This is a genomic window from Corynebacterium marquesiae, from assembly GCF_030229635.1.
Classification (GTDB): domain Bacteria; phylum Actinomycetota; class Actinomycetes; order Mycobacteriales; family Mycobacteriaceae; genus Corynebacterium; species Corynebacterium marquesiae.
Genome location: NZ_JASPII010000012.1, coordinates 32,965 through 46,758, shown reverse-complemented (window position 1 = coordinate 46,758; position 13,794 = coordinate 32,965). Strand labels below are relative to the sequence as shown.

General features: G+C 60.1%; 13 protein-coding genes. 8 read left to right on the top strand and 5 right to left on the bottom strand.

The window, feature by feature from the left end; translation table 11 throughout:
* The first annotated feature begins 70 nt into the window (after positions 1-70).
* A complete protein-coding gene (locus QP971_RS08680) occupies positions 71-886 on the top strand; it encodes an Fpg/Nei family DNA glycosylase (RefSeq protein WP_049377045.1) in 816 nt (271 codons plus the stop codon).
* Positions 887-904: 18 nt separating this feature from the next.
* Complete coding sequence (locus QP971_RS08675) at positions 905-2,482, top strand: bifunctional ADP-dependent NAD(P)H-hydrate dehydratase/NAD(P)H-hydrate epimerase (protein ID WP_049377044.1); 1,578 nt, start codon at positions 905-907, stop codon at positions 2,480-2,482.
* On the opposite strand, the gene QP971_RS08670 is transcribed toward QP971_RS08675, so the two are convergent.
* Positions 2,479-3,120, bottom strand: a complete 642-nt coding sequence (locus tag QP971_RS08670) for an ABC transporter ATP-binding protein (protein ID WP_284787973.1) — start codon at positions 3,118-3,120, stop codon at positions 2,479-2,481. The two genes, QP971_RS08675 and QP971_RS08670, sit on opposite strands and share 4 nt — an antisense overlap.
* Position 3,121: 1 nt before the next feature.
* A complete protein-coding gene (locus tag QP971_RS08665; protein ID WP_049377042.1) occupies positions 3,122-4,105 on the bottom strand; it encodes an ABC transporter permease in 984 nt (327 codons plus the stop codon).
* A gap of 105 nt (positions 4,106-4,210) precedes the next feature.
* On the opposite strand from QP971_RS08665, the gene QP971_RS08660 reads away from it, so the two are divergent.
* The 4 genes from QP971_RS08660 to QP971_RS08645 all read left to right on the top strand — a co-directional run bounded on the left by QP971_RS08660 (position 4,211) and on the right by QP971_RS08645 (position 7,775).
* On the top strand, positions 4,211-5,359 hold the full coding sequence (locus tag QP971_RS08660; RefSeq protein ID WP_049377041.1) for a sensor histidine kinase: 1,149 nt from the start codon (positions 4,211-4,213) through the stop codon (positions 5,357-5,359).
* A complete protein-coding gene (locus tag QP971_RS08655) occupies positions 5,352-5,969 on the top strand; it encodes a response regulator (RefSeq protein ID WP_049377040.1) in 618 nt (205 codons plus the stop codon). The genes QP971_RS08660 and QP971_RS08655 overlap by 8 nt, the downstream gene beginning before the upstream one ends.
* Positions 5,969-6,943, top strand: a complete 975-nt coding sequence (locus QP971_RS08650) for an NAD(P)-binding domain-containing protein (RefSeq protein WP_284787968.1) — start codon at positions 5,969-5,971, stop codon at positions 6,941-6,943. Before QP971_RS08655 ends, QP971_RS08650 begins: the two co-directional genes overlap by 1 nt.
* Before the next feature lie 82 nt (positions 6,944-7,025).
* Complete coding sequence (locus QP971_RS08645) at positions 7,026-7,775, top strand: DUF364 domain-containing protein (RefSeq protein WP_049377038.1); 750 nt, start codon at positions 7,026-7,028, stop codon at positions 7,773-7,775.
* On the opposite strand, the gene QP971_RS08640 is transcribed toward QP971_RS08645, so the two are convergent.
* Entirely contained in the window at positions 7,772-8,362 is a 591-nt protein-coding gene (locus QP971_RS08640) for a VanZ family protein (RefSeq protein WP_284811373.1), read from the bottom strand. The genes QP971_RS08645 and QP971_RS08640 overlap by 4 nt on opposite strands.
* Positions 8,363-8,440: 78 nt before the next feature.
* Here QP971_RS08640 and QP971_RS08635 point away from each other — a divergent pair, with 78 nt between their 5' ends.
* Positions 8,441-9,415, top strand: coding sequence for an MDR family oxidoreductase (locus tag QP971_RS08635; RefSeq protein ID WP_269953962.1), 975 nt, complete (start codon positions 8,441-8,443; stop codon positions 9,413-9,415).
* A gap of 77 nt (positions 9,416-9,492) precedes the next feature.
* Here QP971_RS08635 and QP971_RS08630 read toward each other — a convergent pair whose 3' ends face one another.
* On the bottom strand, positions 9,493-9,951 hold the full coding sequence (locus tag QP971_RS08630) for a MarR family winged helix-turn-helix transcriptional regulator (protein ID WP_239274365.1): 459 nt from the start codon (positions 9,949-9,951) through the stop codon (positions 9,493-9,495).
* A 333-nt stretch (positions 9,952-10,284) separates the two neighbouring features.
* Here QP971_RS08630 and QP971_RS08625 point away from each other — a divergent pair, with 333 nt between their 5' ends.
* A complete protein-coding gene (locus tag QP971_RS08625; RefSeq protein WP_269953963.1) occupies positions 10,285-10,926 on the top strand; it encodes a hypothetical protein in 642 nt (213 codons plus the stop codon).
* On the opposite strand, the gene leuS is transcribed toward QP971_RS08625, so the two are convergent.
* Complete coding sequence (gene leuS, locus QP971_RS08620; protein ID WP_284811378.1) at positions 10,927-13,773, bottom strand: leucine--tRNA ligase; 2,847 nt, start codon at positions 13,771-13,773, stop codon at positions 10,927-10,929.
* Positions 13,774-13,794: the final 21 nt, after the last annotated feature.

The window sequence follows — 13,794 nt, the reverse complement described above, 5'->3', positions numbered from 1 at the left end:
CACCTCCCGAATAAGTGGGCTGGTTAGCGGCAGGTTTGGCCGAAAATTCTTCCCGGTTAGACTGAGTTCTATGCCTGAAGGTCACGTCATCCACCGCCTAGCTAATAAATTCAACGCCGATTTTCGCGGCATGCCGCTGCGCGTGACCAGCCCGCAGGGGCGCTTCGCAGCGGAGGCGGAGCTTCTCGATGGCGAGCGTATCGAGCTGGCAGAGACCTACGGCAAGCACCTTTTCGTACACTTTAGCGCCCAGGATCCGCGCCATATCCTCTATATTCACTTAGGCCTGATTGGCAAGCTGCGCTTCGAGCCCCGCGAGGAAGTAGGCGGACAGATCCGGGTGCGCATTGATAATGGCGCCGAGGCCGCTAACCTGCGCGGGCCGCAGTTTTGCCGCCTGCTCACTGAAGAGGAGTTCCGCGCACAGCTAGCCAAGGTAGGCCAAGACCCGCTGCGCGCGGACGCCGATGTGGAGGCACTCTGGGCCAAAGTGCATAAATCGCGCCGCAGCATCGGCTCTCTCATGATGGATCAGCACCTTTATGCCGGCGTGGGCAATATCTACCGGGCCGAGACCCTCTTTCGTCACGGCCTCTCCCCTTTCCTCCCGGGCCGGGACGTTTCCCGTGAAACCTTTGACGCCACGTGGGCGGACTTGGTGGATCTCATGGAATACGGAGTGGAGCACGGCCGCATCGATACCGTGCGGCCCGAGCACTCCCCCGAGGCCATGGGCCGCGAACCGCGCAAGGATGACCACGGCGGCGAGGTCTACGTCTATCGCCGCGCCGGCCTACCTTGCTATATCTGCGGCACCCCGGTGGCAGAAAAGGTCATGGAGGGACGCAACCTATTTTGGTGTCCGACCTGCCAACCGGCTCCTTAAAGGCCTATCCTGGCGAATATGCGACATGCCTATAGCGTTGCCGCCGTTCGCGCGGCAGAGCGTTCCCTTCTAGCCCAGCAGAACTTTGACGATGAGCTCATGCGCTTGGCCGCACGAGGCGTGGCGGCCACGGCCGCGAACATGCTCGGCTCTTATCGGCGCGTAACTATCCTTGTCGGGCCAGGCGGCAACGGCGGCGATGGCCTCTATGCTGGCGTTTTCTTGGCGGAGGAAGGCTATTCAGTAGTGGCTATCCTCGCGGCGGATGCCGCACACGAACCCGCGCTAGACGCATTTGCCACGGCCGGCGGAACCATAGCGCACGACCTAGGAAACGCCGATCTGCTTATCGACGCCGTCGCCGGCCTCGCCTCCACCCGCGGCCTTTCCGGTGCCCCACTGAGGGCCTATACCGAGGCCAAGAAGCGTGGGGTGCCGGTATTAGCTGTGGACATTCCTTCGGGAATTAACGCCGATACCGGCGTAGCCGCAGCCGATGCCGTAGAGGCAGACGTGACCATTAGCTTTGGCTGGGCCCGTGCCGGACATATCTTTGCCCCGGCATGCGGTGCGGTGGTGCTCTGCGATCTGCTCCTGCCCGGCGCCCCGCGCTCCTTTGCAGAAGAGCTTTCCGCTACCGCGGAGCCGGTGGGCTATATCGCCAATGAACCCACTATCCCCCTGCCCTACCAGTGGCCGACTGAGCCGGTGCTTTCCGGAGAACAAGGCCTAGTTACCGCCCCGAAGGCGGTGGGCTGCACGGGCCCGATTCTGGATCCGACTCCGGGGGCTCAAAGCACCAAATACACCGGCGGGGTGACCGCGGTATGTGCTGGCAGCAACACCTTTCCCGGCGCGGGCATTCTCGCCGCCACAGGCGCGGTGCGCGCCACGCCGTCCATGGTTCGCGTCGTGGGCAATGACTCCGTGGTCACGAGCCTGCCGGAGGTAGTGCCCCATGCCAGCGCCCAAGAAAAAGTCCACGCCCAAGCCTGGGTCGTAGGCCCAGGGCGAGGCACCGGACCGGAGGCGGCCGCCGAATTGCGCGCCGTGCTAGAACGCAGACTGCCCACGATTATCGACGCCGATGCGCTGACCATACTTTCTACCTGTGGGGATCTGCGCGAACTCGTACGCGATCATCCCTGCGCCGTCCTGACCCCGCATGCCGGGGAATTTGAGCGGCTCTACGCGGCAACTCTCGGCCGCGAACTTGATCTTTCGAAGGGACTCGGGGTGCACCTGCGCGAGCTTTCCGACGCGCTCGACTGCTTCATCCTGCACAAGGGCCGGATCACCACGGTCACGGCCCCAGGCCAGAAAATTTACGGCATGAACGCTGGGCATTCTTACGCAGCCACCGCCGGTTCTGGTGACGTGCTCTCTGGCATCCTCGGCGCCACGCTCGCGCAATTGGATATCGCTGAAGTAAGTGCGGAGACGATCATTCTGGAAATCCTCCATGCCGCGGCCATACACCAGCATGCTGCCGCCATTGCCGCCCACACCCCGGACGGCTTTGGGATTTGCTCCGCCTCCCAGATTGCCGCAGCCGTGCCGCAGGCAATCGCACGGCTGCTCGCCATGCAACGCTAGCTGAGCACGGAAACCTTCTCCTGTTCAGAAACGTGACCGTCCTTGACCTCTACCACGCGGTCAGCAAAATTCAGCAAGGAGCGATCATGGGTCACTAGCACGGTGGCGGTCTGCATTTCTTGGGTGACATCACGCAAAAGACGGATGATCTCCTGCGAGAGATGGGAATCAAGCGCAGAGGTAGGCTCATCGGCCAAGAGCAGGTCTGGCTGCTCCATCAGCGCCCGGGCGATATTGACGCGTTGGCGCTGACCACCGGACAACTGACCCATGCGTCGATTGCCCATTCCCGCTAGGCCGACAAACTCCAATAACTCATCGGCGCGCTGCGGACGCAGCTTGCGGCCAGCGATGTGGTCCATAATAAGCAGCTGGTCGCGCACATTGAGCGAGGACAGCAGGTTGGCCTGCTGGAAGATGATCGAGCGGGTGCCATCCACCTGCACGGACCCGGAGTCCGGGGTGATAAGCCCGGCGGCGACGGAAAGCAGCGTGGACTTGCCGGAACCGGACTCACCCACAATGGCGGTAAGCGTATTGGATTCGGCGTTGAGAGAGGCCTCGGCTAGAGCGGTAGTCGTTGTCTCGCCGTCCTGGTAGGTCACGGTAGCGTTGCGGATATCAAGAATGGTGGACATGTTAAGCATTTCCTCCAAGGGCATCGAGTGGGTTGGCTTTAGCTACGCGGCGGGTAGCAATAAGGGCACCGGCCATGCCGAGAGCCCAGATGCCAACCGCGGGAACGGCGATGGTGCGCAGGGAAACATCAAAGGGCACGGTGCCGGAAGCAAGCGCGCCGAGCACCCAACCAACGACGGCGCCCGCAATAGTGCCGGCGGCCAAGATGATGGCGGCTTGTGCCAGGGCATCGCGCAAGAGGTAACGCACGGTAGCGCCGAGCGCGCGCAAGATGGACAGGTCACGGGTGCGCTGGATGGTCCATACGGTCAGGAAAGCGACGGTGACCAGCGCGGAGATTCCGTACAGGAAACCCTGCATGGTTAGCAGCGAGCCGCGCTCAGACTGATAGGCCGCCAAGCCGGAAAAAGACTTGGACACCTTCACGGAGCCAGGAACCTCTTGTTTATATAGCGCTGCCGTACCAATCACGCCCTGCGGAGCGTGGCTGATGCGCTGCCAGGTTTCGGTAGATGCCCATACCACCTCGGAATGTGCATACATCGTCTCTGGGATGGTGTCCTCCACCGAAAAATCGGCGCTACCTAGGGTGACGGTATCGGTCGCGTCGATGGACTCTGGCAAGAGCACGCCCTGCTCCGGGATGGTCTTATCGGTACCCGGAACCTGGGTGCCGGCCGGCAGGCTGAGGACGGCAACGCCGCCGTGCCCCTCCAGCTTGGTCTGCGCTACGCCGAGCGGAATGCCGTCGCTGGCGATATCGCCGGCGTGCATCTCGGATTCACTAAAGGAGGGTTCCTCGGTGGAGAAGGAGATATATGGGTATTCCTTTTCCAGGGACTCCAACGCGGAAGTATTTTGCTTGGACAGGCCCTCCGTCAGACCGGAGAGCATCACGAGCAGAAGGGTAATGAGCGCAACCGTGCCGCCGATGAGCGCGAAACGGCCGCGCGCTGTGGTGATTTCTCTGATTGCTAGGAACATAGTTCTATATTCGCTTTATGCAGGTCAGAAGTAATCGGCCAGCTCGCTGAACCTCGAGTCAACCAAGTGGTTGATTCACGGTCCACCCGTACGCGGATATCCTGGGTGGTTGTGTTTAAAGGACAGAAATTATGGGTCTATGGCCTGCACGCCATGTTCGCGTTTCTGCTGGTCTTCGGCGTGGCGCGCGCCTATGTGGATGACCGGCTCGACGCCCGGGTAATCGGCTTAGCCATCACCCTCGCCGTGGTCTATGCCGCACAGCGTTGGCTGCCCACATGGTTATGGCTGGGTGGGCTATGCCTCCTGTGGCTGGGTCTGATGGTCCATGCGCAAGATTTCATGTGGTTGGAATTCCCGCTTATTTTTGTCTTTTTGCGCGCTTTGCCCACCGTGCCTGGGTTAGTCTCCATCGCCGCGCTGTGGGCAGCGGCCGCCTTTATTCCCGCCTGGCTGCACCCCGAGGGCTGGTCCATCGCTGCGGCCGTGGGACCACTTATCGGTACCGCCTTTGCAGCCACGGTCTTTTTCATCCAGCGGCGTCTGCAGGCAGAGGCGGCGCACCACAGGGACATAGCCAAGCAGCTGCGCGAAACCCAAGCCGAACTGGCCGCCAGCGAGCACCAAGCCGGCCGGCTAGAGGAGCGTGAGCGCCTCTCTCGCGAGATCCATGACACCGTCGCGCAAGGCCTCAGCTCCATCTTGTTGCTCTCCCGCGCGGCCCGCGGTACCGACGATCCAGCGACCAAAGAGGAGCAACTGGCGGTTATTGAAGACGTCGCGAGCGAAAACCTGGCTGAGGCCCGCCGCTTTGTCCGCGAACTAGCCGGCCCGGATGAGCGACTGGAAACCCAACTTAGTTCCCTGCTGTCCCAGATGCGCAGCCGCGTGAAAGCCTTGGGGGAAGAGACCGCCTTTGAGCTGGTGGTATCTGGAAGTGGCAAGGTGCCCGGACGCATCAAAGAGGTCATCATACGTGCTGCGCAGGAAGGGCTCAATAACGTCATCAAACATGCCCACGCCTCGCGCGCCGTGGTCACGCTCGGTCTCTTTGAGGATGCGGTGACCTTGGACGTCGTTGATAATGGATGCGGACTATCCGCCTCCCCTCGCCCCAGCGGCAGGGACCATGGTTTTGGGCTCAGCGGCATCCGCGGCCGCGTGGAAGCTGTGGGCGGCACCATGAACCTGGAATCCGGCGAAGGTACCGCCCTGGCCGTCCGTATCCCGCTGAAGGAGAAAAGCAATGGTTAATGTCATGCTGATTGATGATCACCCCGTGGTCCGCGCCGGCCTGCGCGCCATCCTCAATACCTTCTCCGATGTCGAGGTTGTCATGGAAGGCTCTACCGGCGCGGATGTGGATAAGCTCTTTACTGACGACGCCCCACAGGTAGACGCCGTGGTCTGCGATATCCAGATGCCTGGCATGGATGGCATCGCGGCCACCAAGCGGGTAGTGGAGGCCGGCGGCCCACCGGTACTCATCCTCACCACCTATGACACGCAGGCCGATATCCTTGCCGCCGTAGAGGCCGGCGCGATGGGCTATCTGCTTAAAGATTCCCCCGAGCAGGCGCTGCACGAGGCCGTGCTCAATACCGCCGCGCACCGCCGCACCTTGGCACCGGAGGTAGTAGACCTCCTAGCCCAGCGCGTGGGCCGGCCGCACGAATCGCTGTCCGCCCGCGAGCTAGAAATCCTCCGGGCGTTGTCTACCGGTTCCTCCAATAAGGAGCTGGCCAAGCAACTCTTTATCTCTGAGGCCACGGTCAAAACCCACCTCATCCATATCTTTCAGAAATTGGGTGTGGAAACTCGCACCGCCGCGGTGACCGTGGCGCGGGAGAGGAAGCTCATCTGATGCTGGACTGCATAGTCATTGGTGCCGGCCAGGCGGGTCTTGCGGTGGGCTACTATCTGCGCAAAAAGGGCCTGGATTTTGTCATTCTAGACGCTGAGCCCGGGCCCGGCGCGGCCTGGCGCCATACCTGGCCCTCGCTCACGCTCTTTAGCAATTCTGCCTCCTCCAACCTGCCGGGATGGCCCATGCCCCACTATGAAGGCTTTCCGCCAGCTAGCCACGTTATTGATTACTTTGCGCGTTATGAGAAGCGCTATGAACTGCCCATTCGTCGGCCGGTCACAGTGGATGAGGTAACCCATGACGGCGCGTGCTTCCACGTCTTCGCCGGCGAAGAGCATCTGACAGCACGCACGGTCGTGGCGGCCACGGGCACGTGGTCCGCTCCCTTTATCCCCTACTACCCCGGTACTTTTGACGGGAGGCAATGGCATTCCGCCTTCTATCCAGGCCCCGCGGACTTCGCCGGATCTACCGTGGCGGTCGTCGGCGCGGCCAATTCCGGTGCCCAAATCGCAGCCGAGCTCCTACTCTCCGGTGTGGAAACCACCTGGTATACCCGCAACTCCCCGCGGTGGATGCCCGACGACGTTGACGGCCGAGTGCTCTTTCAGCGCAATCGCGCCCGCCTCAACGCCATGCTCCGCGGCGAACCAGACCCCGGCGCGGATTCCAACCTGGGCGATATTGTGATGGTTCCGCCGGTTCTACGCGCACGGGATTCCGGACTCTTGCAGGCCACCCCTATGTTTTCTTCGCTTGCTGAAGTCACCGCAGACCACCTCATCTGGTGCACCGGTTTCCGGCCCGCCCTCCGGCCCATCCGCGGGCTCCTTGATGGCACCTCCCCCACCGTCGACGGCCTCTTCCTCGTGGGTTACGGCACGTGGACCGGACCCGGATCCGCAACCATTACCGGGGTAAGCCCCTTTGCCAAGCAGACCGCGCACGATGTAGCGAATATATGTGACTAAAGCTATAGGTTAGTCCCAGCTAATTCGACTACACTGCCTTCACACAAAGAGTGCGACACAATTTGGGAAAGCTGGTTTATGCATGTCTGCCTGGGATCTCTACGATGACCTCATCGATGCCATTCCCCGTGACATAGTGGTCTCCCGCGCCGCCCAAGGCCCGCGGTGGACCCGGGTATACACCGAAAGTCCTAGCTGCGGCATGGCCATGACCATGTCTGCCACCTCTCGCCCGGCCCAGATGCGCGCCGAGTACTCTGGGGTTCCTCTTCGCGCCATCGCCCAACTGGCCAAGAGCTGGAATTTTTCGGAGGCTTCCTTCGGCATGGCCGCGCTAAATTCCTACTACGCCACGCCTTCTGTAGCCGATGAGCATGGTTTTACGCTTGCCGACTCCCCCTGGCCCCACTTCTTTGATCCCTTCCGCAACGCCGTCGCGGGGAAGAAGGTCGCGGTCATTGGCCACTTCCCTTTTGCACCCAAGACACTCAACCAGGCTGCGGATTTTTATATGTTGGAGCGCTCGCTCAATGAGGGCGACTACCCCGATTCCGCCGCCGAATACATCCTGCCCGAGTGCGATTATGTCTTTATTACCGGCTCTGCCTTTGTCAATAAAACCGCTCCCCGCCTGCTCGAGCTCTCCCGCGAATCCTTCAATGTCGTCCTAGGCCCATCAACTCCCCTAGCCCCTGTACTGCTTGAACACTACGGCGTATCGCAAGTCACCGGCATGGTTCCGTCCAACCCCGCGGGGATGTTTGAGGGCCTAGAGAAAGGTGATTCCCTCGATATGTTCAACTTCGGACACCGAGTCACCCTAGGGCGCTAAACAATCACGCCGGCCAAGATTACGGCAGCGAGAGTACCCAGGCCCGCCGCCGCAGTCCAGCCGATGAAGCGCACAGCTCGCAGCTGTACCTTAAAACTGCTGCGGCTTACCAGGAACGCACCCAAGGATGCGCCGAGGGTATTGAAGACCAAGTCGTCTACGTCGCTAAATCCCAGCGAGAATACGTATTGGGTAATTTCGATACCTAGGCTGAGCGCCATTGCCAGAAGGATGGTTCCACCGCGGCCAAAGCGGATGCGCCGCGAATTGTGCCCCATTACTACCAAGCACGCACCGAGCGGCATAAACAGCGCTATATTGCCAAAGGTATTGGTCCACGGACCCCACCACGGATGAGGGTTATTAAAGCCGTTGAACATTTGCAGATCGAGGCTGCTGCGTGCGTGCGCAGACGCATCAACCACACCGGGGATATCTATGAAGGGCTTGCCCACCGTAGCTACTGCGATAGCCACCATGACAACCACGCAGGCTACGGCTGCACTGCGCCACAGCGTGCGCTTAGCAGGCATTCCACGCGCACCAATCTGACGCGAGGTGCGGGTGGGCATCGTGGTCATCGTCATGTCCTTCAAGTTAACAAGCGAGCCTGAAAAATCTCCGTGAGATTCGCTGTTAAATCGCTGCATCACATTTAACGTACGATGGTGAGCATGAGCACTCTACTAGTTACTCGCAACGATGATAAATCCGTCACGACCTCCTTTGAAGAGGGAGAGTTCCTCGGCGAGGGCGACCTTACCGTCGATGTGTCTTATTCTTCGCTGAACTACAAAGACGCCATGGCAATTGCCGGCGATCGTGGTGTCATGCGCACCAGCCCGCTGGTTCCGGGCATCGACGTGGTCGGCACCGTTGCCGAGTCCAACGTGGAACGCCTCCCGGTTGGCACCTTGGTAGCTTCCTTCGGTGATGGCCTAGGCGAGTTCCGCCACGGTGGCTACACCCCGAAGCAGCGCGTGAACTCCCAAGCAACCGTCGCCCTGCCCGCGGACTTCACCGCAGAGCAGGCGGCCGCCGTGGGAACCGCAGGTTACACTGCTGCCCTGTGTGTTAACTCTCTGCGCGGGCTACCCGATGGTCCAGTTTTGGTCACCGGCGCCACCGGTGGCGTAGGCTCCATCGCTGTGAACCTCCTCTCCAATGCTGGCTACGAGGTTCACGCGATGACCGGCCGCCCGGATGACTACTCCCAGTACCTCCACGAGCTAGGCGCCCACACCATTGTGGACCGCGCCGAATTTACTGAGGCCGGAAAACCCTTGCAGAAGGCAACGTATGCCGGTGCGGTTGATACCTCCGGTTCCCACGTCTTGGCTAATGTATTGTCCCGCACTGTGTGGGGCGGCACCGTCGCCTCCACCGGTATGGCCGCCGGCCCGGACCTGCCCACCACCGTCTTGCCTTTCATTCTGCGCAATGTGCACCTCGCCGGCGTTAACTCTGTCGACGCCCCGCTGCACTACCGCCAGAACGCTTGGCAGCTCCTCGCACGCAAGCTGGACCGGTCCATCCTTGAGTCCCTGACCAATACGATTCCGTTGTCGGACGTTGTCAAGGAATCCAAGTCCCTCCTCGAGGGCACCCACCACGGACGCACCGTTCTTAAGATTTCCTAGGTCCCGCCTAGCCAATCTTCTAAGGCGCCCGCCGTTATAGCGGGTGCCTTTTTACATCCACCGGCCGGCGCGGACAGCTAGCTTTCCGACGTCCCCTCTTTAACTACCGCGCGTAGCAACGTGCGGGAAATCCTGCCCAAGGTTTGTAGGTCTTCGTCACTAAGGGTGCCCACCACGATCTCTTCGACTGTGGCAGTATGTCGCACGATCGCTGTGTTGAAAGCAGCACTTCCCCTTTCCGTCACAGTGACTTCAACTGCACGGGTTCCTAACTCCGGCGCCTCGCGCCTGGAAACCAATTTTCGGGACTCCATGCGCACTAACTGCCGATGCAACCGCGACTTCTCCCACCGAAGCTCCGCCGCCAATTCATGCGGGCGTGTAGAAATCTGGCGCCGACGATTCAGCACGGCCAACACCGCATAATCTGCCTCGCTCAATCTAGAGCCACTCTGCAGCTCCCCAGAAAGACGTGCGTGGAGCGCTTCTTGCATGGCAACAAAGTCACCCCACGCCGCACTCTGCTCCACGCGCATCGCATTCCTCCTTTGGTTCTCCTTCTATCAACAGTCTATACTGCAGAGTTGATCTAGCAACTCATTGGCTTACCAAGAGTTGATACACCAACTCCCACTACTGCACAGAGATGTGGGTCTACGAGAACCACAATTGCACAAACCCATACCTTTGCTACCAAAAGCACTTTGATGTTCCTTTTGAATACCTATTCGCTGAAACGCACCATTGTTTGAGAAGATATGTTCTTGCCTTAAAAATTAAATAGTGAAGTAAATACTCGCGGCAAAGATGCGAGTGCGAAAGCAATGACCGCTCCGGCAGAGCAGACCACAGCGTTTAGAATGGCAAGCATGGATAAGCTATTTAGCACGTGCGGTTTCGACTTCGCGGATATGGAAGAACTCATTGCGGAGCTACCTAACGACCACGACATGTGGGAGGCGCCCGGATTTGATCGAGTGTTATTCCACGCCGACCCATCTGGCATGGCGGTTACAGGTATGGAGTACGAAGGGGAGTGGGCCGCAGTTCCTTCCTACCGGGGTGGGGAAGAGGCGCCGGGCACGATATATCGCGCAACGCCCTATATCGGCATTGTGGAAACTGGTGATCTACAGTTCGCGGCGCTGGCGGATGCGCCCTTCGCCCTGCCGGCAGGCAACCCAGTCGGAGGAGAAAAGCTCCAGGGACAGGTGCGGCCGGCGGTTGTGGCTTTGAATTACCAGGTAGGGGAGCCGGAAGAGTTTTCGTTGACTTCGCCCGCTACCGAGCGCTTCTACCGGAACTTCAAGCCCAGCATGCTTAACCCGCAGGTAGAGGTAGCGGGGACTATCGGAGGCGTCGCCAAGCACAGCAATGAGCTGGGCATGGGGGAGTTTTGGGTATGCGACCTCGACGGTCTCCCGCTCATCGTGAACGAGAAGCTGGAGGTCGGCAAGGGGATCCGGGCGCACGGCATTGCGCTGTGCGCCACGGAATTTTGGGACGAGTAACTACTTGACCACGAGGTTGACCATCCGGCCAGGGACGTAGATCTTCTTGACTACGTTCTTACCGTTGGTCAGCTCGGCAATCTTCGCGTCAGCGAGGGCAACGTCAAAGACCGCGTCCTGGTCCGCATCAGCGGCCACGTTGATCCGGGCCTTGACCTTGCCATTGATCTGAACTGGCACCTCGATTTCATCGTCTACCAGGTACTTTTCCTCATAAGTGGGGAAGGGCTGATAGGTGATGGTCTCGTCATGGCCGAAGCGCTGCCACAGTTCCTCCGCGATATGCGGGGCAATGGGGGAGACCAACTGTGCGATCGGCTCCACGGCGGCGCGCGGGGCCTCGGTGCGGTAGGTCTTGGTCAGGTAGTTGACGTACTCGATGAGCTTAGCCACCACGGTATTGAGCCGCAGGTTCTCGTAATCATCGCGCACGCCTGCGATGGTGCGGTGGAGCTGCTTGAGGTCATCCTCGCTCAAGGCGGCGTCGGTAGTGGCCAGCTCGCCGGTGTCCTCGTTGACGGCTAGGCGCCACAGGCGCTGCAGGAAGCGTTGGGAGCCTACGACGTCCTTGGTAGCCCACGGGCGAGACGTATCCAGAGGACCCATGGACATCTCGTAAACGCGCAGGGTATCGGCACCGAAGTCGCGGCAAATATCGTCCGGAGCCACGGCATTCTTGAGGGACTTGCCCATCTTGCCGTACTCCTGATTGACCTCTTCGCCGTTGTAGTAGAATTTGCCGTCCTTTTCCTCTACTTCAGCGGTTGGAACGTACACGCCGCGGGAATCCGTGTAGGCATAGGCCTGGATATAGCCCTGGTTGTACAGGCGGCGGTAAGGCTCTTGGGAGCTAACAAAGCCCAGGTCAAAGAGCACCTTATGCCAGAAACGGGAGTAAAGCAGGTGCAGCACAGCGTGCTCGACGCCGCCGACATAGAGGTCCACGCCGCCCGGGTCCTGCGGGCCATGCTGCTCCGGACGCGGGCCAGTCCAGTAGCGCTCGTTCTCGATATCGCAGAATGCCTCATCATTGCGGGGATCGATATAGCGCAGCTGGTACCAGGAAGAACCCGCCCACTGCGGCATAACATTGGTATCGCGGAAGTAGGTCTGTGGACCGTCGCCCAGATCCAGCTCTACCTCGACCCAGTCGCGCACCTTTGCCAGCGGTGGTTGTGGCTCGGAGTCCTTGTCCTCTGGATCAAAGGAAACGGGCTTATAATCTTCTACCTCTGGCAGCTCTACCGGCAGCATGGATTCCGGCAGGGCGTGGGCGAAGCCATCCTTGTCGTAGACGATGGGGAAGGGCTCGCCCCAGTAACGCTGGCGGGCGAAGAGCCAATCGCGCAGTTTGTACTGCACCTTTTCGCGGCCAGAGCCGTCCTTTTCCAGCCATTCAATGGCCGCGGCAATGGCCTCAGCCTTGTTCAGGCCGTTGAGGTCCAGGCCCTTGTCGTTGGAGGAATTAACCAGCGCGCCGTCCTCGGTCCAGGCTTCTTCCTCCACGTTTCCGCCAGAGACAACCTCCGTAATTGGTAGGCCGAAAGCCTGGGCAAACTCGAAGTCACGGGTGTCGTGCGCCGGAACTGCCATGATGGCGCCAGTGCCGTAGCCGGTCAGCACATAGTCCGCGATGAAGATCGGGACCTTCTTGCCAGAGACCGGGTTGGTGGCATAAGTACCCAGGAATACGCCGGTCTTTTCCTTGTTCTCCTGGCGCTCCAGATCGGACTTGGCGGCAATATCGGTGCGGTAGGACTCCACGGCCTCCTTCGGATCATCGTGTCCATAGGTCCAACGCTCATCCACGTCATCGTCATAAGGGATGGGGGAGAGGAGGGCGTCGACAAGCTCATGCTCTGGGGCCAGGACCACGTACTCGGCACCGAAGAGGGTATCCGGGCGGGTGGTAAAGACCTCGATCTCGTAACCCTCAGCAGGGAAGGAGACCTCTGCGCCGCGGGAACGGCCGATCCAATTGCGTTGCATGGACTTGACCTTGTCCGGCCAATCCAAAAGCTCCAGATCATCCAGCAAGCGATCGGAGTAGGCGGTAATGCGCATCATCCACTGCGAGAGGTCCTTACGGAAGACCGGGAAATTTCCGCGCTCGGACTTACCCTCAGCGGTGACCTCCTCGTTTGCCAGCACAGTACCCAAGCCTGGGCACCAGTTCACCGTGGAATTAGACAGGTAGACCAAGCGGAATTCATCGATAGCCGCGGCCTTTTCCTCTTCGGTAAGGTCCTCGTAGTAGCGGCCGTCCTTAGTGGTGCGCTTATTGGCCTCTAGTTCCTTGATGAGCTCTGCAATCGGGCGCGCCTTCTGCTGCTCCTCATCGAACCAAGAGTTATAAATCTGCAGGAAGATCCACTGCGTCCACTTGAAGAACTCCGGATCGGTTGATTCCACGGAGCGGCGCGGATCATGGCCCAGGCCCAACATGCCCAGCTGGCGGCGCATGTTTTCAATATTTGCCTCGGTGGTGGTGCGCGGGTGGGTACCGGTCTGAATGGCGTACTGCTCGGCCGGCAGGCCGAAGGCATCGTAGCCCAAGGTGTGCAGCACGTTCTTGCCCAGCATGCGGTTATAGCGGGCGTAAGTATCGGTGGCGATATATCCCAGTGGGTGTCCCACGTGCAGGCCCGCACCGGAAGGGTAGGGGAACATATCCTGCACATTGAGCTTTTCCTTAGGCAACTCGCCCGCATCGGTGGCGAGCTCGCCTACCGGGTTCGGGGCATTAAAGGTGCCATTATCTTTCCAGTACTGCTGCCAGGTCTTCTCGATCTGGTTCGCCAGCTCCGGGGTATAGCGGTACGAAGTGGAATCGCTCTGGGTAGTCATAATCACACAGTGTAATAGCCG

Excerpts from the sequence above, each read along its gene's own strand:
- QP971_RS08650 (WP_284787968.1), top strand. The coding sequence starts at position 5,969 with ATGCTGGACTGCATAGTCATTGGTGCCGGCCAGGCGGGTCTTGCGGTG.
- QP971_RS08670 (WP_284787973.1), bottom strand. The coding sequence starts at position 3,120 with ATGTCCACCATTCTTGATATCCGCAACGCTACCGTGACCTACCAGGAC.
- QP971_RS08635 (WP_269953962.1), top strand. The coding sequence starts at position 8,441 with ATGGTGAGCATGAGCACTCTACTAGTTACTCGCAACGATGATAAATCC.
- QP971_RS08675 (WP_049377044.1), top strand. The coding sequence starts at position 905 with ATGCGACATGCCTATAGCGTTGCCGCCGTTCGCGCGGCAGAGCGTTCC.
- leuS (WP_284811378.1), bottom strand. The coding sequence starts at position 13,773 with ATGACTACCCAGAGCGATTCCACTTCGTACCGCTATACCCCGGAGCTG.
- QP971_RS08630 (WP_239274365.1), bottom strand. The coding sequence starts at position 9,951 with ATGCGCGTGGAGCAGAGTGCGGCGTGGGGTGACTTTGTTGCCATGCAA.
- QP971_RS08625 (WP_269953963.1), top strand. The coding sequence starts at position 10,285 with ATGGATAAGCTATTTAGCACGTGCGGTTTCGACTTCGCGGATATGGAA.
- QP971_RS08680 (WP_049377045.1), top strand. The coding sequence starts at position 71 with ATGCCTGAAGGTCACGTCATCCACCGCCTAGCTAATAAATTCAACGCC.
- QP971_RS08655 (WP_049377040.1), top strand. The coding sequence starts at position 5,352 with ATGGTTAATGTCATGCTGATTGATGATCACCCCGTGGTCCGCGCCGGC.
- QP971_RS08640 (WP_284811373.1), bottom strand. The coding sequence starts at position 8,362 with ATGACGATGACCACGATGCCCACCCGCACCTCGCGTCAGATTGGTGCG.
- QP971_RS08665 (WP_049377042.1), bottom strand. The coding sequence starts at position 4,105 with ATGTTCCTAGCAATCAGAGAAATCACCACAGCGCGCGGCCGTTTCGCG.
- QP971_RS08645 (WP_049377038.1), top strand. The coding sequence starts at position 7,026 with ATGTCTGCCTGGGATCTCTACGATGACCTCATCGATGCCATTCCCCGT.